At 69.4% G+C, this 18,551-nt stretch carries 16 protein-coding genes; 13 read left to right on the forward strand and 3 right to left on the reverse strand.

The window, feature by feature from the left end:
- Positions 1 to 114: 114 nt before the first annotated feature.
- Positions 115 to 1,200 (forward strand): dTDP-glucose 4,6-dehydratase, encoded by a 1,086-nt coding sequence (gene rfbB / locus JL101_RS03015; protein ID WP_203100239.1) that lies wholly within the window; start codon positions 115 to 117, stop codon positions 1,198 to 1,200.
- Positions 1,197 to 2,141, forward strand: a complete 945-nt coding sequence (gene rfbD / locus JL101_RS03020) for a dTDP-4-dehydrorhamnose reductase (RefSeq protein WP_267133547.1) — start codon at positions 1,197 to 1,199, stop codon at positions 2,139 to 2,141. The genes rfbB and rfbD overlap by 4 nt, the downstream gene beginning before the upstream one ends.
- A 70-nt stretch (positions 2,142 to 2,211) precedes the next feature.
- Here rfbD and JL101_RS03025 read toward each other — a convergent pair whose 3' ends face one another.
- Complete coding sequence (locus tag JL101_RS03025) at positions 2,212 to 4,821, reverse strand: glycosyltransferase (RefSeq protein WP_203100234.1); 2,610 nt, start codon at positions 4,819 to 4,821, stop codon at positions 2,212 to 2,214.
- Between the two features lie 375 nt (positions 4,822 to 5,196).
- On the opposite strand from JL101_RS03025, the gene JL101_RS03030 reads away from it, so the two are divergent.
- Positions 5,197 to 5,601, forward strand: coding sequence for an HIT domain-containing protein (locus tag JL101_RS03030; protein ID WP_203100233.1), 405 nt, complete (start codon positions 5,197 to 5,199; stop codon positions 5,599 to 5,601).
- A 22-nt stretch (positions 5,602 to 5,623) separates the two neighbouring features.
- Here the strand turns inward: JL101_RS03030 and JL101_RS03035 are convergent, their stop codons facing one another.
- Positions 5,624 to 6,985 (reverse strand): NAD(P)/FAD-dependent oxidoreductase, encoded by a 1,362-nt coding sequence (locus JL101_RS03035; RefSeq protein WP_203100231.1) that lies wholly within the window; start codon positions 6,983 to 6,985, stop codon positions 5,624 to 5,626.
- Positions 6,986 to 7,152: 167 nt separating this feature from the next.
- Between JL101_RS03035 and JL101_RS03040 the strand changes: the two genes are divergently transcribed.
- Together JL101_RS03040 and JL101_RS03045 are read left to right on the forward strand one after the other, a co-directional pair.
- Positions 7,153 to 7,704, forward strand: a complete 552-nt coding sequence (locus JL101_RS03040) for a DUF1190 domain-containing protein (protein WP_203100229.1) — start codon at positions 7,153 to 7,155, stop codon at positions 7,702 to 7,704.
- Positions 7,705 to 7,708: 4 nt separating this feature from the next.
- Positions 7,709 to 8,851: a glutathionylspermidine synthase family protein gene (locus JL101_RS03045; protein ID WP_203100227.1), complete on the forward strand. Its 1,143-nt coding sequence runs from the start codon at positions 7,709 to 7,711 to the stop codon at positions 8,849 to 8,851.
- 79 nt (positions 8,852 to 8,930) lie between these two features.
- Here the strand turns inward: JL101_RS03045 and JL101_RS03050 are convergent, their stop codons facing one another.
- Entirely contained in the window at positions 8,931 to 10,892 is a 1,962-nt protein-coding gene (locus JL101_RS03050) for a 4Fe-4S binding protein (protein WP_228435261.1), read from the reverse strand.
- Positions 10,893 to 11,038: 146 nt separating this feature from the next.
- Here JL101_RS03050 and JL101_RS03055 point away from each other — a divergent pair, with 146 nt between their 5' ends.
- The 8 genes from JL101_RS03055 to JL101_RS03090 all read left to right on the forward strand — a co-directional run bounded on the left by JL101_RS03055 (position 11,039) and on the right by JL101_RS03090 (position 18,549).
- Positions 11,039 to 11,797 carry a biotin/lipoate--protein ligase family protein gene (locus JL101_RS03055; RefSeq protein WP_203100223.1) on the forward strand — a complete coding sequence of 253 codons (759 nt, stop codon included), beginning with the start codon at positions 11,039 to 11,041 and terminating at the stop codon, positions 11,795 to 11,797.
- Positions 11,794 to 12,300, forward strand: a complete 507-nt coding sequence (locus JL101_RS03060; protein WP_203100221.1) for a DUF6505 family protein — start codon at positions 11,794 to 11,796, stop codon at positions 12,298 to 12,300. The genes JL101_RS03055 and JL101_RS03060 overlap by 4 nt, the downstream gene beginning before the upstream one ends.
- A 1-nt stretch (position 12,301) precedes the next feature.
- Entirely contained in the window at positions 12,302 to 13,327 is a 1,026-nt protein-coding gene (locus tag JL101_RS03065; RefSeq protein WP_203100219.1) for a DUF6352 family protein, read from the forward strand.
- Positions 13,324 to 13,884, forward strand: coding sequence for a DUF3305 domain-containing protein (locus JL101_RS03070; protein WP_203100217.1), 561 nt, complete (start codon positions 13,324 to 13,326; stop codon positions 13,882 to 13,884). The genes JL101_RS03065 and JL101_RS03070 overlap by 4 nt, the downstream gene beginning before the upstream one ends.
- Positions 13,874 to 14,530 carry a DUF3306 domain-containing protein gene (locus tag JL101_RS03075; RefSeq protein WP_203100215.1) on the forward strand — a complete coding sequence of 219 codons (657 nt, stop codon included), beginning with the start codon at positions 13,874 to 13,876 and terminating at the stop codon, positions 14,528 to 14,530. Before JL101_RS03070 ends, JL101_RS03075 begins: the two co-directional genes overlap by 11 nt.
- Positions 14,531 to 14,706: 176 nt before the next feature.
- Complete coding sequence (locus tag JL101_RS03080) at positions 14,707 to 15,297, forward strand: TorD/DmsD family molecular chaperone (RefSeq protein ID WP_228435262.1); 591 nt, start codon at positions 14,707 to 14,709, stop codon at positions 15,295 to 15,297.
- A gap of 125 nt (positions 15,298 to 15,422) precedes the next feature.
- The gene (locus tag JL101_RS03085) at positions 15,423 to 15,623 is read left to right on the forward strand and encodes a hypothetical protein (protein ID WP_201077271.1); all 201 of its coding nucleotides are present in this window, start codon (positions 15,423 to 15,425) and stop codon (positions 15,621 to 15,623) included.
- Between the two features lie 13 nt (positions 15,624 to 15,636).
- Positions 15,637 to 18,549 carry a formate dehydrogenase subunit alpha gene (locus JL101_RS03090; protein ID WP_203100213.1) on the forward strand — a complete coding sequence of 971 codons (2,913 nt, stop codon included), beginning with the start codon at positions 15,637 to 15,639 and terminating at the stop codon, positions 18,547 to 18,549.
- The last annotated feature ends 2 nt before the right edge of the window (positions 18,550 to 18,551 follow it).

Here is an 18,551-nt window from a genome sequence, read left to right on the forward strand (position 1 = left end):
GACAGGGCGATGCCAGCGACGATCCCGGTATTTTTGCCGCACCGCGTGACCGGTTCTTAATCCCGTCATGACAATCATGGGGAAGCTTCACCAACCAGGATCCGGAACAGAGCCATGAAGATCATCATCACCGGTGCCGCAGGCTTCATCGGTTCGGCCGTCGCGCGGCATCTTCTGCGGGACACGAACGCGTCGATCGTGTGCCTGGACAAGATGACCTACGCGGCCCATCCCGATACCCTGGCGCCGATCATCGACGGCGTGCGCGCGGTGTTCGAGCCGGTGGACATCTGCGACCGGGCCGAGGTCGAGCGCGTCTTCCGGGAACACCGGCCCGACGCGGTCATGCACCTGGCCGCCGAAAGCCACGTCGACCGGTCGATCGAGATCCCCGGCGTCTTCATCGAGACCAACGTGGTCGGCACCTATGTGCTGCTCGAGGCGGCGCGCCGCCACTGGTCGGACCTGACCGGGGAGCGGCGCGAGAGCTTCCGGTTCCACCATGTCTCCACCGACGAGGTCTACGGCTCGCTGGGGCCGACCGGCAAGTTCACCGAGGAGACGCCCTACGCGCCCAGCTCGCCCTATTCGGCGAGCAAGGCCTCGGCCGACCATATCGTCCAGGCCTGGCACCATACCCACGGCCTTCCGGTCGTCATGAGCAACTGCTCGAACAACTACGGCCCCTACCAGTTTCCCGAGAAGCTGATCCCGCTGATGATCCTCAACGCGCTGGAGGGCAAGCCGCTGCCGGTCTACGGCGCCGGGGCCAATGTCCGCGATTGGCTGTACGTCGAGGACCACGCGGCGGCGCTGGTGCGGATCCTCACCGCGGGACGGGTGGGGCAGAAATACAATGTCGGCGGCGATGCCGAGCGCAGCAACCTTGAGGTCGTGCACGCCATCTGCGACACGCTCGACGCGATGCTGCCGCGCGAGCGGCCCCGCCGCGACCTGATCACCCATGTGGCCGACCGGCCGGGCCATGATCTCCGCTACGCGATCGACGCGACGAAGATCCGCCGCGAACTGGGATGGGAACCGTCGGTGACCTTCGAGGCCGGCCTGCGCCGGACCATCGAATGGTACCTGGACAACCAGTCCTGGTGGCAGCCGCTCCGCTCCGCCGTCTATGGCGGGCAGCGCCTCGGTCTCGGCGCCCTCGAAACCACCCGCACGCTGGAGGTTGTCGCCTCGTGACGAAGACCATCGAAAATTCCGCATCCCCCAGGACGCTGCTGGTGTTCGGCCACCACGGGCAGGTCGCGACGGCGCTTCGCGAAGCGGTTCCGCCCGCCGGCTGGAGCATCCGGACGATCGGCCGCGACGGCGTCGACATCGTCGACCGCGCGGGCGTCGAGCGGGCCGTCCGGGAGAGCGGCGCCGCGCTGGTGATCAATGCCGCCGCCTATACCGCCGTCGACCGCGCCGAGAGCGAGCCCGACCAGGCCTTCGCCGTCAACCGCGACGGCGCCGCCCATGTCGCGCTGGCCTGCGCCCGGGCCGGCCTGCCGCTGATCCACCTCTCGACCGATTATGTCTTCGACGGCAAGGCGGCAGGCCACGCCTACCGCGAGACCGACCCGATCAACCCGCTCAGCGCCTACGGCGTCAGCAAGGCCGCCGGGGAGCAGGCGGTGCGGGCCGTCGGCGCCCGCCATGCGATCGTCCGGACGTCCTGGGTCTACGGCCCGCACGGCCACAACTTCGTCCGGACCATGCTGCGTATGGGCGACGAGCGGCCGGAGTTGGGCATCGTGGATGACCAGGTCGGCTGCCCGACCGCGGCCGCCGACATCGCCGCCGCCCTGATCGCGATGGCGGCCCGCATCCTCTCCGAGCCGGCCCCCGCGGAGGCGGGGCTGTTCGGCACCTTCCACTTTGCCGGGGCGGCCCGCATGAGCTGGTACCGCTTCGCCCGCGAGGTCTTCTCGCTGGCCGCCCGCCACGGGCGCGGCACCCCGGGGCTGCGGCCGATCGCGTCGCAGGACTATCCCACCCCGGCGGTGCGCCCGGTCAACTCGGTGCTTGACTGCTCCCGCCTGTCGGCGGTCTACGGCATATCCAGCCCGCCGCTCCGCTCCAGCCTGGAAACCTGCGTCGCCCGCCTGTGCGAAGCCCGGATGGAAGTGGCGGCCTGACCGGGTCCGGAGGGCGCGCGTCTCGCGCGTCCTGGGCGGCGAAACACCGCCCCTCCGGGAGAACCCTCCTTCAGTCGCCCGCTTCGGCCTCGGCGACCTGAGGCGGGGCGTTGCGGCGGCGGCGCAGGCGCAGTGCCGGCAGGACGTTGATCATCGACGTCGCCAGGGCCGCCAGGTAGGGCAGCGACTGCACGGCCAGCAGGCCGGCCCACAGGAAGGCGTCCCGGTTCTCGTGACCGAACGCCGCCACGATCGCCGCCGCGGCCAGCCACAGGCCCAGCATCAGCCCGATCTCCTCCCGCGCGTGCAACAGCCCCTGCACGATCGCCGGCTGGTTCTCGCATTTGGGCGTCCGGACGAAAGGCCGGCCGGAGGTGAACATCCCTTGCCAGATCGCCCGCCCGACCGTGTGGGTCAGCGCCATGCCCGCCACCGCGGCGCCGATCTTCTGCGGCCAGGTGCAGCGGACCCGGGCCTCGTAGAGCCACAGGCTGCACACGATCTTGAAGCCGAACACCGACAGGGTCGGCACCATGAAGACGGTCGGCGGGAACTCGAAATATTTCGGGAAGGCCAGCAGCCCCAGCGACCAGAACACCGCCGCCGCCGCGAACATCATGTGCGCCGCGTCGGCGAACCAGGGCAGCCAGCCGGTCAGGAAATGGTAGCGCTGGGCCGTCGTCAGCGTGCGGCTGCCCGGCATCATCTCCCGCCAGTGCCGCTTCAGGATCTGCACCGCGCCGTAGGCCCACCGGAAGCGCTGGGTCTTGTAGGCGGCGAAGCTGTCCGGCACGAGCCCCCGGCCGAAGCTGTCCGGCATGTAGACCGCCTCGTACCCGGCCTCGAACAGGCGCAGCCCCAGCTCCGCGTCCTCGGTGATGCACCACTCGCCCCAGCGGCCGACCTCGACCAGGGCCGACTTGCGGATCAGCGTCATGGTGCCGTGCTGGATGATGGCGTTGCGCTCGTTGCGCTGGATCATGCCGATCTTGAAGAAGCCCTGGTACTCCCAGTTGCACATGGCCTGGAAGGTGTCGTGGCCCCAGTCGCGATAGTCCTGCGGCGACTGGACGAACCCGACCTCGGCCCGCTGGAAATAGGGCACGGTCGCCGACAGCCAGTCCGGGGCCACCTGGTAGTCGCTGTCGATCACCGCGACGATCTCGGCGTCGGGCGCCGTGTGGTCCAGCCCGAAATTCAGGGCGCCCGCCTTGTAGCCCGGCCATTTCGGCAGGTGGAAGAAGCGGAAGCGGTCGCCCAGCTGGTGGCAGAAGGCCTCGACCGGCCGCCACACGGCCTCGTCACGGGTATTGTTGTCGATGATCAGCACTTCGAAATTCGGGTAGTCCAGCTTCGCCAGCGCGTTCAGCGTCTGCATCACCATGTGCGGCGGCTCGTTGTAGCACGGCACGTGGATCGACACCTTGGGCGCGTCGGGACCGGGCGTCCCCCGGGCCGGCTCGAACCGGCGGCGCCAGCGCTCGGTCCAGACCACTTCGGTCAGCTCCAGCCCGTCGAACAGCATCACCGCCAGCAGCACGACCTGGCAGGCAAGCAGCACCGCCCAGGCGATCTCGGTGGTCACCGCCATGCCGAACGACATCGCCGAGGCGCCGGTCCAGACCAGGATCGAGGCGCTGGCCTGGATCAATGCCGCGTAGAAGAACTGGCCGCTCGGCTTCAGGTCGGACCGGCGGAACACGAACCACAGGGTCGGCAGGAATGCCATGGCGATCGCGGCGGCGCACAGCACCGGCCAGTCCGGCACCTCCAGGATCCCGCCCGACAGCGGGAACTTGGGCTGCCGCATCGCGTCCCACATGCCCCAGTTGGCGCCCGCCGTGCCCTCCAGCGTCCGCTTCCACGGCTGGTCGAACGCCTCCATCACGTAATAGTCCAGCCGCTCGCGCGCGGCGACATTGAAGAAGGTGCGCAGGAACTTGGCTTGGTTGACCAGCGAGGCCTCGGCGCCGCGCCGCCACGGGCCGTCGCTGGGCCAGCCGATCTCGCCGATCAGGATGTGCTTGCCGGGGTATTTCCGCTTCAGCTCGTCGTAGCGGAACAGGGCGTACTCGACGGCGCCCTCGGCCGGCACGCCTTCCCAGTAGGGCAGGATATGGACGGTGATGTAGTCCACCGCGGCGACCAGTTCCGGATGGTCCAGCCAGACGTGCCACGGCTCGGCGGTCGAGACCGGCACGTCCACCTGCCGCTTGACCCGCTCGATGTTGGCGATCTGCTGGGGCACCGTCACGTCGGTGCGCAGGATCGCCTCGTTGCCGACCAGCACGCGGCGGACATTGTCATGGTGCCGGGTCACGCGCACGAGGCTGGCGATCTCCGCCTCGTCCACTTCCGGTATGCCCTGGATCCAGGCGCCCTGAGTGACGGTCAGGCCATGGCGGCGGGCCGCCTGGGGGATCAGGTCGGCGCCGTTCAGCGAGCTGTAGCTACGCACGCTCTTGACGTGGCCCGACAGCGCCGAGATATCGCGCTCGATGTCGCCGGGGCCGGGATGGCGGCCCTCGATCGGGTTCTGGTCTACCTGATAGGGGCTGAGCGCCACGCCGTTGATCAGGCCGGCCCAGGGCCGCTCGTCCTCGGGCCGGTTCGCCAGCGCCCAGGCGCCGAGATTGCCCAGCATGACGAGCATGAGTACGAGAATCGCTGATGTGCGCATGTATCGTCGGCTTTCCGTTATTCTTCTTGCTCGCCGACACGTGGCGCGGCGCCGCCATAGGACAGGATCTTTGACCTATTGCACCAGAACGCACGAAGCCCATGGCGCCGGAGCCGGGTCGGGACCCCGATGCCATCTGCCGGCGGGGACTCTCCCTGCGGGAGTCGTCCCCGGCATTCCTCAACCATCGCGAAATGATAGATTCCACAACCCGTCTCGCGGGTGCGATGCGGCATTTTATCTGCTTAATGTTTAACTTAGGCTACAATGCTCCCCATAAGCCCGTAAACGTGCCCCGTCGCCGAAGCCATGGGACAAACATGGGCCGGCGCCCGTTATTCCGTTCGACGACGAGGGGGAAGGAAGAATCCGATCATGTTCAAGCTCCACGACAGGCTGGCCGCCGACACCGTGCTGGTGCATCCGCTGACCCTGTGCCAGCTGCTCTGCATGAACAACCGGGTCTGGCCCTGGCTGATCCTGGTGCCGGCGCGACCCGACGTGACGGAGCTGCACCACCTGCCGGCCGGCGACCGCGCCGTCCTGATGGAGGAGATCGCCCAGGCGTCGGCGCTGCTCGACGGGATGTTCCGGCCGGACAAGCTGAACGTCGCCGCGATCGGCAACGTCGTGCCGCAGCTCCATGTCCATGTGGTGGCGCGGCGCCGCGACGACCCGGCTTGGCCGAACCCGGTCTGGGGCAGCGGCATCGCCGAACCCTACGCGCCGGCCGACCTGGACGCGCTGGTGCTGCGCCTGCGCGACTCGCTGAGGACCTGACCGGCGGAAACGGCCGGGGGCGTCACTCCGCCGCGCTCGTCTGCCGGCGGTTTTCCCGTACCCGGGCCTTGCGTTCCCCGGTGATCAGCCGGGCGCCCCGCTGATAAGTGACGTAGGCGACCAGCCACTGCATCGTGACGAGCAGCCGGTTGCGGAAGCCGATCAGCAGATAGACGTGGACGACCCCCCACAGCAGCCAGGCGACGAAGCCCTTCAGCTTCGTCTTGCCGAAGTCGGCGACCGCCGAATTGCGGCCGATGGTCGCCAGGTTGCCCCGGTTCTTGAACCGGAAGGGCGGCATCGGCGCGCCCCGGGTCAGATGGGCGTACAGGTGCCCGCCGACATGCTCGCCCTGCTGCTTGGCGACCTGCGCCAATCCCGGCAGCGGCTGGCCGTCGTCGTGCATCGCCAGGGCGGTGTCGCCCAGCACGAAGATGTCGGCATGCCCGGGAACGGCGAGGTCGTCCCCCACCTTGACCCGGCCGGCCTTGTCGGTCTCGACCCCCAGCCACGTCCCGGCGGGCGATGCCCTGACGCCGGCGCCCCAGACGATGGTCCCGGCCGGCACGACCCTTCCCCCGACGGTGACTCCCTCCGCGGTCACGTCCTCGACCGGCGTATCCACCATCACGGTGACGCCCAGTTCCGTCAGCGCCCGGTGGGCGTATTCGGACAGCTCGGGCGGGAACGCCGGCAGCACGCGGGGACCGGCCTCGACCAGGATCACGCGCGCCGTCTCGGGGTTGATGTTGCGGAAGTCGCGGGCCAGCGTGTGGCGCGACAGCTCGGCGATCGCGCCGGCCATCTCGACCCCGGTCGGGCCGGCGCCGACGATCACGGTGGTCATCAGGCTCTGCTGCCTGGCCGGATCGGGGCAGATCTCCGCCTGCTCGAACGACATCAGCACCCGGCCGCGGATCTGCCGGGCGTCCTCGATCGTCTTGAGGCCGGTGGCGTGCTTTTCCCACTCGTCATGGCCGAAGTAGCTGTGGGTCGATCCGGTCGCCACGATCAGCCGGTCGTAGGGAACGGCGGAGCCGTCGGCCAGGGCCACCGTCTTCGACTCCTTGTCGATCCCGACGACCTCGCCCAGCATCACCTCGATATTGGCATGGTGGCTGACGATCCGGCGGATCGGCTCGGCGATGTCCGCCGGGGACAGGGCGGCGCTGGCGACCTGGTAGAGCAGCGGAACGAACAGGTGGTAATTGCGCCGGTCGATCAGGGTGACGTCGACCTCCTTCCCGCCCAGCTCGTTGGCGGCGGCCAGTCCTGCGAAGCCCGCGCCGATGATGACCACGTGCGGGCGTCCCGCCCGATGGTCCTCATGCCGGCCGGAGCGGGCGGCGGTCGGCAGGTCTGCGGCTTCCTTGGCGGCAGTCATCGCTTCGTCCTCGCGGCGTTCGGGAACCATGCCGTTTCAAATGGCCCCGGTGCGAAAGGGTTCCCTGTCCGCCGCGCGTTCCGCCCTCCGGTCAGCACTCCAATGGACACCTTGGCATCGGACTCCATCGGGCCACCTTGTGAAGACAGGAACACGAGGAGGACGGGATGAAGAGATCGCGAAGAATAAAGCTTACGATGCTCGGCGCCTCGGCCATCGTGCTGACCGCCTGCGAAGAACGCATCGAAACGCAGGTATACGAGACGGTCGAGCAATGTCTGGCGAACGTCGAGGAACATCCGGACGACTGTCGCCGCGACTTCGAAAGCGCAAGGGCGCTCCACGCCGAAACTGCGCCGCGCTACACGTCGCGGGCCGACTGCGAGGCCGAGTTCGGCGACGGCCGGTGCGAGGCGGGTCCCGCCGGCCAGCAGGCCGAGGCCGGCCAGGGCGGATCCTTCTTCATGCCGGTCATGATGGGCTACATGCTGGGCAACGCCCTGGGCCGGACCGGCGTGGCGGCCCAGCCCCTCTACCGCCCGCTGGTCAACGGGACGCCGGGATCGTTCCGGACGCCGGGCAACGTCGATGTCGGGTCCTCCGTGGGGCGGACCAGCGTCCGGCCGTCGGCGGTCAATGCTCCCGTCGCGAACGCCGGGCAGGCGATCAGCCGCGGCGGCTTCGGCGCGCGGGGTGCCGCCACGGGTACGGGCGGCTGATCCCGTGGACCGGATCGGCCTCGCGCCCCGGCCCGACTGGCGGGACACGGCCGCCGAGGCGGGCTTCACCTTCCACTCCGAGAACGGTCCCTACTGGGACGAGACCGCGGCCTACCGCTTCACCCTGGCCCAGGTCGAGGAAATCGAGGAAGCCACCGAAGCGCTGGAGGCCCTGTGCTACCAGGTGGTCGACCGCGCCGTCGGTGACCCCGCCGTCCTGGACCGCCTTGCCATACCGCGCGGGTTCCACGACCTGGTCCGGCGGAGCTGGACCGACCGGGAGCGCAACCTCTACGGCCGGTTCGACTTCAGCTACGACGGCGGGAGCCCGCCGAAGCTGCTCGAATACAATGCCGACACGCCGACCTCGCTCTACGAGGCCGCCGTCTTCCAGTGGGTGTGGCTGGAGCAGATGATCGGCCGCGGCGCCCTGCCCAGGGGCTCGGACCAGTTCAACTCCCTCCACGAGCGGCTCGTGGAAGCCTGGCGGGGCGTGGGCGTGGCCGGCAGCCGCCTGCACCTCGCCGGCGTGATGGACGCCGAGGAGGACCGGGTCACCGTGGCTTACCTCGCCGACTGCGCGCAGCAGGCCGGCTTCGCCACGGAGATGATGGACGTCGCGGAGATCGGGGTGACCGCCACGGGGGATTTCGTCGACCTGCGGGACCGTCCGATCACGACGCTGTTCAAGCTCTATCCCTGGGAGTTCATGGTCCGGGAACAGTACGGCACCAGCCTGCTCCGGAGGACCACCCGGATCATCGAGCCGGCCTGGAAGATGATCCTCTCCAACAAGGGCCTGCTGGCGCTGCTGTGGGAGATGTTCCCCGGCCATCCCAACCTGCTTCCCTCCTTCTTCGACGGGAGCGGACACGGCCTGACGCAGCCATACGTCCGCAAGCCGCTGCTGTCCCGCGAGGGCGCCAACGTGGAGATCGTCGGCCTGCTCGGCGCCGAGGGCGGACCCTACGGCGCCGAGGGTTACGTGGTCCAGCAATACGCCCCGCTGCCCCGCTTCGACGGGAACTATCCCGTGGTCGGATCCTGGGTGGTCGCCGGCCAGCCCGCCGGCATGGGCATCCGGGAGGACACCTCCCCGGTGACCCGCAACACCAGCCGCTTCGTCCCGCACTTCATCCAGGGTTAGCGCCGAGCCACGGGAGGGTGCGCGTGCCGCGCACCTTGGGCGGCGGGACGCGCACCCTCCGCAAAGGCCGGCCGTTCCCTTACGCCTTGTAGTCCTCCGTCGTGATGGTCGGCGGACGCTCCGGGCCCGCATAGGGGTCTAGCGCCGTTTCCGTCTGGGCGATCACCCGGCAGTCGCCGCACATGTAGATGCGGTCGATCAGCGCCTTGTTGCCGAACATCCAATGCTTGCCGGCCAGCTTCTCGGCGATCCGGTCGATCGACGCCTTGGTGCCGAACGCGGTGCCGCAGCGGATGCAGTGGCAGGGTTCCTCCTGCTTCACCATCACGGGGGACCGCGCCGCGTCGGTGAAGTCGAGCCGCGGTTTCAGCCGGATCACCTTCTCGGGGCAGGTGTTCTGGCACAGCCCGCACTGGACGCAGGCATCCTCGGTGAAGCTCAGCATCGGCCGGTCCGCGTTGTCCGACAGGGCGCCGGTCGGGCAGGCGGAGACGCAGGCGAGGCAGAGCGTGCAGCCCTCCACGTCGATGTCGAGGGTGCCGAACGGCGCCCCCGCCGCCAGCGGCAGGACCGGCACCGGTTCCGGGGCGACGCCGTGGAGCTTTCGCAGCACCAGCCGCGACAGGCCCTTCTTGTCGCCCAGCGCCAGGAAGTTCTCCGGCTCGGCCCCCGGGCGCCGCGGCATGCCGTACAGCTCGGTGGTGAGCAGGTCGGGGTCGTCGGCCTCGATCAGCCCGACCCGGCCGGAGCCGAAGCCCAGGCCGGACAGCACCGTCTCCGCCAAGCCCATGTTGCGGGCGAGCGGCAGCAGGTCCTCGCGCGGGCGGGCGGGGACCAGCACCCGCAGCTCGGCGGCACCGTAGGCGAAGCTTGCCGCCAGCGCCTCGATGCCGAGCTGGGTGACCGAATTGACCGCGAAGGGGATAACCCGCGCCGGCAGGCCGGCGCCGAAGCGGGCCGCCAGGTCGATCAGGGGGTCGCCGTGGTCGCCGTCATGGACCAGCACGACCGCGTCGCGCCCGCCCGCGCGATGGTATGTCATCAGCAGGGTGCGCAGCCGCTCCAGCAGCGGCTCCGGCGCGGGCAGGGCATATGTGGCGGCCCCGGTCGGGCAGACCGCCGCGCAGGAGCCGCAGCCGGCGCAGACATAGGGGTCGATCGCCACGTGCTCGCCGGCCGGCGCGATGGCCCCGGTCGGGCAGACCTCCAGGCAGCGGGTGCAGCCGGTCTTGCGCGAGCGGGAATGGGCGCACAGCTCCGCCCGGTAATCCACGTAGCGCGGCTTGTCGAACTCGCCCACCAGGTCGGCGGCCTTGAACACCGCCTTCTGGACCTCCGCCGGGCTGCCGGGGTCGGGCCGCAGGTAGCCGTCGCGCTTGCCGTGGGCCGGGAAAAGCGGCGTGCCGCCGGTCAGGTCGATGATGATGTCGCAGGTGGACTTGGCGCCCCGCCGCGCCGGGCCGAACGCCAACGCCTGGCGCGACGAGGGCAGCGGGACCGCGTAGTCGTCCACCTCGATCTCGAACGCGCCGAGATGCCCCGTCGCCCGCGTGATGGTGCCCTTCAGGATCGGGAACTCCGCGGTGCGCGGCGGGATGACGCCGCCCGGCCGGGTCAGCATCACCGTGATGTCCAGCCGGTCCGACAGCTGCCGGGCGACCTCGATCGCCTGCTCGTCGCGGCCATAGATCAGGGCGACGCCTTCCGACTTCAGCTCGACCGATCCGGCGGGCGGCAGGTCGAGCGCCGCCTCGGCGATCAGCGCCGCGATCTTCGGGTGGGCGTCGGCCGCCTCGTCCGACCAGCCGGCGCGCTCGCGGATATTGAAGAACCCGACCCGCGCGTCGGGCCGGGCGTCCTCGCGCTGCTCGTCGAACAGCGGCGCCTCCTGGGTGCAGGCGACCAGCACGGGACCGGACGCCTCGCCCAGCGCCGTGGTGAAGCGGTCCAGCTCGGCGCGGCACAGCTGGGTCGCGACGGGGGGCGCCGCGCCGGGGGACGCGCCGCACGCTCTGGCCAGTTTCTCGCCGTCCAGGGGCATCGTGCCCTCGCAATTGCATACGAGGACGGTGCGGCCGTTTACATCCATCGGGCCGGTCACGCGATCAAAGGAGAGAGGTTTCATTGCGATCCTAGGGGAATGCCCCGATATTTGCGATAGCTTGCCATCTTCATGAGAGTGCCGCCTTGGCGTCCGATATTATCTCAAACTCCGCGCCGGATCCCGAGCTTCCTCCGATTTATCATTCGGTAACCATACAACGGGGCAGTGCCTTCGCCCGCGCCCTGGCGGACGCCGCGGCGGGGGCGGAGGCCGGCACGCTGGTCTGGACCCGGCGGGAGGACCGGCTGGACGCCGCCGTCGTGCTCGAACCGAACGAGCCGCTGGCGCGCTCCCTGCCGGTCTCCTACGTGGCGCTGCTCGGCCTGGGCGACGCGCTGGGCGCCCTGGGGCCGCCCAACATCCCGGTCACCTTCGGCTGGCCCGACCGGATCGAGGTGAACGGCGCCACGGTCGGCGGCGTCCGCCTGGCCGCGGCGGAGACCCGGAGCGCGGAAGCCATTCCCGATTGGCTGGTACTGGGTATCTCGATCCAGGTCCATGGTTTTCCCGACGACGACAGCCCCGGCCTGCACCCGGACCGCACCGCCCTCCACGAGGAGGGATTCGGCGAGGTCGAGGCGCTACCGTTGCTGGAGAGCTTCAGCAGGCACTTCCTTGCCTGGATGAACAGTTGGCAGGAGGATGGGTTCGATCAAGTGCGGCATGCCTGGTTGAGCCGCGCCACCGGCTTCGACGACGTGATTTCGCTGGAGGTGGACGGCGTCCGCCTGTCCGGCGGCTTCAGCGGCCTCGACGAGTCCGGCGGGCTGCTGCTGGGGCAGGAGGACGGCATCCGCCACGTGGCGCTGGACCGGGTCCTGCGGGAACCGACATGGTCATGACCCGGTTGCCGCGGACCATCCGGCTCGACGCCTCCGATGCGGCGATCTTCGAGCGCGCGGCCGAACCGGGCGAATGGGCGGTGCCCGGCGCCTTCATGTTCGTCCATGCCGATCCGGCCGTGCTGAAGGGCAAGGCCCGGCAGGCCTTCGCCAACGGCTTTCTGGGAACATCCAGCTTCGGCTGGTCCACCCTGGTGGCGGTCGGCGAGGCGGACGAGGCCGAGGCGGCGGCCGTGGTCGAGGCGCTGGCCGACCGCTTCGTCGCGGAGTTCGGCGCGCCAGACCGGGCTTCCGCCCTGGCCGCCGCGCGCGAGGAGGTGGAGTTCGCCGCCGGGCTGTGCGGGCATCCGGTCAACACGCTGCTGGCGGTCAGCCGGGAGTTCGGGCCCGACGGCGACATCCGCGAGAGCTTCCGGGTGATCGAGCCCAGGACGGAGAAACCCCATGCGCCGATCTGGACCATCGTTCCGGACGGCATACCGGATCAGGAAGAGGGAAACTGACTTGACCGCCGATTTCTGGCTGAGTTCCGGCCATCACCTGCTCGACCGCACGCCCGAGGGCCGGCTGGAGGTCACCGACGATTTCCTGCGCGCCTATCTCGCGCGGCCGGAGATCCGCCCGGTGGAGGAGTCCTGCGCTGCCGAGCTGGCGCTGCACCGGTCCCTGCTCGCCAACCCCCGGGCGGAAGTGCCGCCCGAGCGGCTGGCCTCGCTGGGCGATCCCGATGCGCGCGAGAACTACGCGGTCTGGCTGGGCTTCCGCGACACCCTCGCGGCCCATTCCACCCTGGAGGAGGGCTATCTGGCGCTGGTCCGCGGCGGCACCGGGCGGGTGCCCGCGCTGTTCATCGACCAGCTCGTCCACCTGATCCTGCGCACGATGCTGGACGGCTGCGGGGACCCGATGCGCGTGCGGGCGGCCGAGCTGCTGTTCCGGCCGCAGCGGGTCAACATCCAGGACGGCGCGGTCCTGGTGGCCGACGAGGAGACCGTGGACCAGCGCACCCGCGACGGCGGCTTCGGTTCGCTCGGCCGGCTGCTGTCGGAGAACGGCACCGCCGTGCGCGGAGTCGACCTCGACGTCATGACCGAGGCCAACGCCGGCCTCTACTGGGAGCGCAGCGACCGCTTCGACATGGTGCTTGAGGTAGGCTTCCCGAAGCCCGGCCTGGACGCGCTGTGCCGCGTGCTGGAGCAGTGGGTCCGCCACCTGCTGGGCGTCGGCGTCCGCATCCACCCGGTCCAGCAGATCCGGGACGAGCGCTGGGTCTGGCATGTCGGCCTGGACGGCGAGGCGACCGCGATCATGAACGCGCTCTACAACGGGGAGGAGGTGGACGATGCGACCATGGCCCGCGTGCTGGCCCTGTTCCGGCTGGAGTTCGAGGACCCCGCCGCCATGCTCCCCCGCGTCGCCGGCCGGCCGGTCTACATGGCGATGGCGATGACCGGAGACCGCAAGCTCCGCTTGAAACCGCAGAACCTGCTGGTCAATCTCCCCTTGGCGGAAGGAGGGCGGGGAGCATGAACACCGAAACGAAGTCCGGAACCCCCCTGCCGAGCGACCGGATGACGGTCGGCGTGGTCGTGGATCATCGCCGGATCGACCATCCCTGGCAATCCCACCGCTGGCAGCCGGTCGCCGTGCTGCCCGGCGCGCCGGCGGCGCCCGCCTGGACCGTCCTCGGCCAGGGGGAGGGCTGGGTCCGCTACCTGGCCGGCACGGCCGAGCTCGCCCTTTATCCCGGCGAGACCGAAACCTACGTCTACAACCTGGAAAGCCCCGAACCCGCGATCTACGTCGTTCTGCGCAAGAGCGACGACGAGCGCGGCGTCCGGCTGCTCGGCGCCACCGTCGACCCCGGCGAGGCCCATGCCCACGCCGACACCGGCGACGATCTGGTCGAGGCCCTGCCGCTGCCCGGCATCGTCCGCGACTGGATGGCGGCTTTCGTCGCGGTCCACCATGTCCCCCGCACGAAATGGAAGCGCAAGCGCGATCGCGTCGATCCCGAGGCCATGGCGATCCGGGTGCCGGGGCAGGGGCGGTTCGAAAGCTCGGAAGAGGACGACGATGACGAGTGATCGCGAGGAAGGCTTTCTCGGCCGCTGGGCGCGGCTGAAGAAGCGGTCGGCGGTGCCGGAGGCCGAGCCGGCCCCCGATCCCGTGCCGGCGGAGAACGCCGCCCAATCTACCGCCCAGGACACCGGGCCGGCCGCGCCGGAGGAGCCGTTCGATCCGGCGTCGCTGCCCGCCCTCGACACCCTGGACTCGGCCAGCGACTACACCGCCTTCCTGAAGCCCGGCGTCCCGCGCGAGCTGCGGACCCTGGCGCTCCGGCGCGCCTGGGTGACCGATCCGGCGATCACCGGCTACAAGACGCTGGCCGACTACGACTGGGACTTCAACGCGCCGGGCTACGGCGCGCTGAGGGTGACCGACGATGTCGCCGACTTGGCGCGGCGGGCGTTCGGACTGCTCGACCCGGAGAAGAAGCCCGCTCCCGGACCGCAGCCCGAGCCGGAGCCTGAACCGGAATCCGAAGCCGCCCCCGTCCTGACCGCCGGGACCGCGCCCGAGCCGCTGCCCGTGCTGGAGCCCGAGCCGCCGCCCATGCCCGAGCCCGGGCCGCCGCCCATGCCCGAGCCCGGGCCGCCGCCCATGCCTGAACCTGAGCCTGAACCGTCACCGGCCCGCCGACGCCGCCATGGCGGCGCCGTGCCGTCGTAGGCCGGCCTTCCCTTCGCTATTGCCGAACCTTTACAATTTTTATACATTTAGCGCAGTCTCGAAAGGATGAGTCGGCGTAGCTTTGTTGCGCCGCGGTATATTCATTCGGGAAGCGGGCGGAAAGATTTTTTAATCTTTTCTCCTTAATATGATTGGTAACTGACTCCGGTGATGACTTGAGCGCTGACATCGACGAAGGTGACCTGTTGCGGGCGCAGTGCTACGGCCTGCTCGCCCAACTTCTGGTCGGGCCTCCGGCGCAGGACCTCCTGACGCGCGTGGCGGCGCTTCGGGGGGACGACACGGCTTTCGGCAAGGCCCTGTCCCGGCTGGCCTCGGCCGCCGCCGAAAGCGATGCGGCCATTGCCGAGCGGGAGTATTTCGCGCTCTTCATCGGCGTCGCGCGGGGTGAGCTGGTGCCTTACGCCTCCTACTACCTGACGGGTTTCCTCAACGAGAAGCCGCTGGCCCGCCTGCGCGCCGACATGCAGGGCTTCGGCATCGCCCGCCGGGCCGACGTGTCGGAGCCGGAGGACCATATCGCCTCCGTCTGCGAGATGATGGCCGGCCTGATCCTGGGCAGCTTCGGCGCGCCGGCCGATCTGGCCACCCAGCGCCGCTTCTACGACCGGCATCTCGCCCCGTGGGCCGCGCGCTTCTTCGGGGACGTGGAAAACGCGCAGTCGGCGGTGCTGTACCGCCCCGTGGGAGAGATCGGCCGGCTCTTCATCGCGATCGAGACCGAAGCCTTCACCATGTCCACCTGATTTTTTGAAGTCCAGGCCGATCAAGTCAGAGTACCGGCCAGATATAGCCAGTTAGTCCCAAATAAAAAGAAAATGGCAGGCAGTTGGAGCATGACGCTGAACATTCGACACGAAGGAGCATGGGGATGAGCGCCAAGGGCAAGGCGGATGGACTGGAACGCCGCGAGTTCCTGCGGGTGATGGGGGTGGGCGCCGCCGGTGCCGCCGCCGCTCCGCTCCTCGCCGCCGGGACGGCCGAAGCCGCGGAAACGCCGGAGCAGCGCGTCAAGCAGCGCTACCGCGAGACCGACCACGTCAAGAAATATTACGAAACCAATCGGTTCTGACGGGAGCCACGCCATGTTGGTCAAGAGAGGTTCAGCAAAGGCGTCGGGTCCGCAGTCGGCCGGAACGCGCCGGTCCGGCATGCTGTCGGCAGCGGCGGGCGCGTTGGCGCAGGCGCCGGTCGACCGCCGCACCTTCCTCAAGCGCTCCGGCCTGGCGGCCGGCGGGCTCGCCGCGGCCGGCACGCTGTCGTTCGGCACGGTCCGCAGAGCCGAGGCAGGCCCGACCACGCCGGGCGTCGAGATCGTCCGCAAGAAGAGCATCTGCACCCATTGCTCGGTCGGCTGCACCGTCACCGCCGAGGTGCAGAACGGCGTCTGGGTCGGCCAGGAGCCGTCCTGGGACAGCCCGATCAATCTCGGCACCCACTGCGCCAAGGGCGCCTCGGTGCGCGAGCTGGTCCATGGCGACCGCCGCCTGAAATACCCGATGAAGCTGGAGAACGGAGAGTGGAAGCGCCTCTCCTGGACCCAGGCGATCGACGAGATCGGGGCCAAGCTGCTGGAGATCCGCGAGAAGGCCGGACCTGAATCGGTGTTCTGGCTGGGCTCGGCCAAGTTCTCCAACGAGGGCGCCTACCTGTTCCGCAAGATGGCGGCGTTCTGGGGCACCAACACGGTCGACCACCAGGCGCGCATCTGCCACAGCACCACGGTCGCGGGCGTCGCGAACACGTGGGGCTACGGCGCCATGACCAACAGCTACAACGACATCCACAACGCCAAGGCGATCCTGATCATCGGCGGCAACCCGGCCGAGGCCCATCCCGTGTCGCTGCAGCACGTGCTGCGCGGGAAGGAGATCAACCGGGCCCACATGATCGTGGTCGATCCGCGCTTCACCCGCACGGCGGCGCACGCGACGGAATATGTGCGGCTGCGCCCCGGCACGGACATCCCGCTGGTCTGGGGCATGCTCTGGCACATCTTCGAGAACGGCTGGGAAGACAAGGACTACATCGCCAAGCGCGTGTTCGGCATGGACAAGATCCGCGCCGAAGTGAAGAAGTGGGACCCGGCGGAGGTCGAGCGGGTCACCGGCGTGCCCGGCGCGCAGGTCCGCAAGGTCGCCGAGATCATGGCGAAGAACCGGCCGTCCACGCTGATCTGGTGCATGGGCGTCACCCAGCACACCGTCGGCACCGCCAACGTCCGGGCGCTCAGCATCCTCCAGCTGGCGCTGGGCAACATCGGCGTCGAGGGGGGCGGGGCCAACATCTTCCGCGGCCACTGCAACGTGCAGGGCGCCACCGACTTCGGCCTCGACGTCACCTCCCTGCCGGCCTACTACGGCCTGACCGAAGGCGCCTGGAAGCACTGGAGCCGGGTCTGGGGCGTCGACTACGAGTGGATGAAGGGCCGCTTCGTCTCCCAGAAGTTCATGGAAGCGAAGGGCATCCCGACCACCCGCTGGTTCGACGCCGTGCTGGCCAAGCCGGACGAGATCGAGCAGCCGGCTCCCGTCAAGGCCATGATGGTGTTCGGCCACGGCGGCAACACCGTGACCCGCATGCCGGAGATGCGGAAGGGGCTGGAGGCGCTGGACCTGCTGGTCGTCGCCGACCCGCACCCGACCACCTTCGCCTCCGTCAGCGGCCGCAAGGACGGGACATACCTGCTGCCGATCTGCACCCAGTTCGAGGCCGAGGGCTCGCGCACCGCGTCCAACCGCTCGATCCAGTGGGGCGACCGGGTCGTCGATCCGATCTTCGAGTCGAAGAACGACTACGACGTCATGTACGCGCTGGCCACCCGCCTCGGCTTCGCCGACGAGATGTTCAAGCGCATCAAGGTCGTGAACGGCGTGCCCGACCCCGAGGACATCCTGCGGGAGATCAACTACGGCTCACTGTCCACCGGCTACTCCGGCCAGTCGCCGGAGCGCCTGAAGCTCCACATGGAGCACCAGGCCGACTTCGACCGGACCACGCTGAAGGCCTCCACCGGCCCGTGCGCCGGCGAGTATTACGGCCTGCCCTGGCCCTGCTGGGGCACGCCGGAGATGAAGCACCCCGGCACCCACGTCCTGTACGACACCTCCAAGCACGTGCTGGAGGGCGGCGGCACCTTCCGCGCCCGCTTCGGGGTGGAGAAGGACGGCGCCACCCTGCTGGCCGAGGGCTCCTGGTCCAAGGGGTCGGAGATCGAGGACGGCTATCCCGAGTTCACCTACGGGATGCTGAAGAAGCTGGGCTGGAACGCCGACCTGACCGACGCGGAGCGGGCGACCATCGAGAAGATCGGCGGCGCCAACCCCGACGGCGTGAGCTGGGCGACGGACCTTTCCTGCGGCATCATCCGGGTGGCGCTCAAGCACGGCTGCTCGCCGTTCGGCAACGCCAAGGCCCGGGCGGTCGCCTGGAACCTGCCGGACCCGGTGCCGGTCCACCGCGAGCCGATCTACACCTCGCGGCGCGACCTGGTCGAAAAATACCCGACCCTGGACGACCGCCGCGACTTCCGCCTGGCCCACCTGGGCAAGACGGTGCAGGCCCGCGACGTCACCAAGGACTTCCCGATCATCCTGACCTCCGGCCGGCTGGTCGAGTACGAGGGCGGCGGCGAGGAGACCCGGTCCAACAAGTGGCTGGCCGAGCTCCAGCAGGAGATGTTCGTCGAGGTCAACACCCAGGACGCGGCGCGCCTGGGCGTCAAGGACGGCGCCATGGTCTGGGTCCACGGCCCGGAAGGCAACGGCAAGGCCAAGGTCAAGGCGCTGGTCACCGACCGCGTCGGCCCGGGCGTCGCCTTCATGCCCTTCCACTTCGCGGGCTTCTGGGACGGCGAGAGCCAGCGCGCAGCCTATCCGCCGGGCACCGACCCGATCGTGCTCGGCCACTCGGTGAATGCTCTGACGACCTACGGGTACGACCCGGTCACCTACATGCAGGAGACCAAGTGCACCCTGTGTCGGATTGTTGCGGCGTAAGG

It is taken from the genome of Skermanella rosea (genome assembly GCF_016806835.2).
Taxonomy (GTDB): Bacteria; Pseudomonadota; Alphaproteobacteria; order Azospirillales; family Azospirillaceae; genus Skermanella; species Skermanella rosea.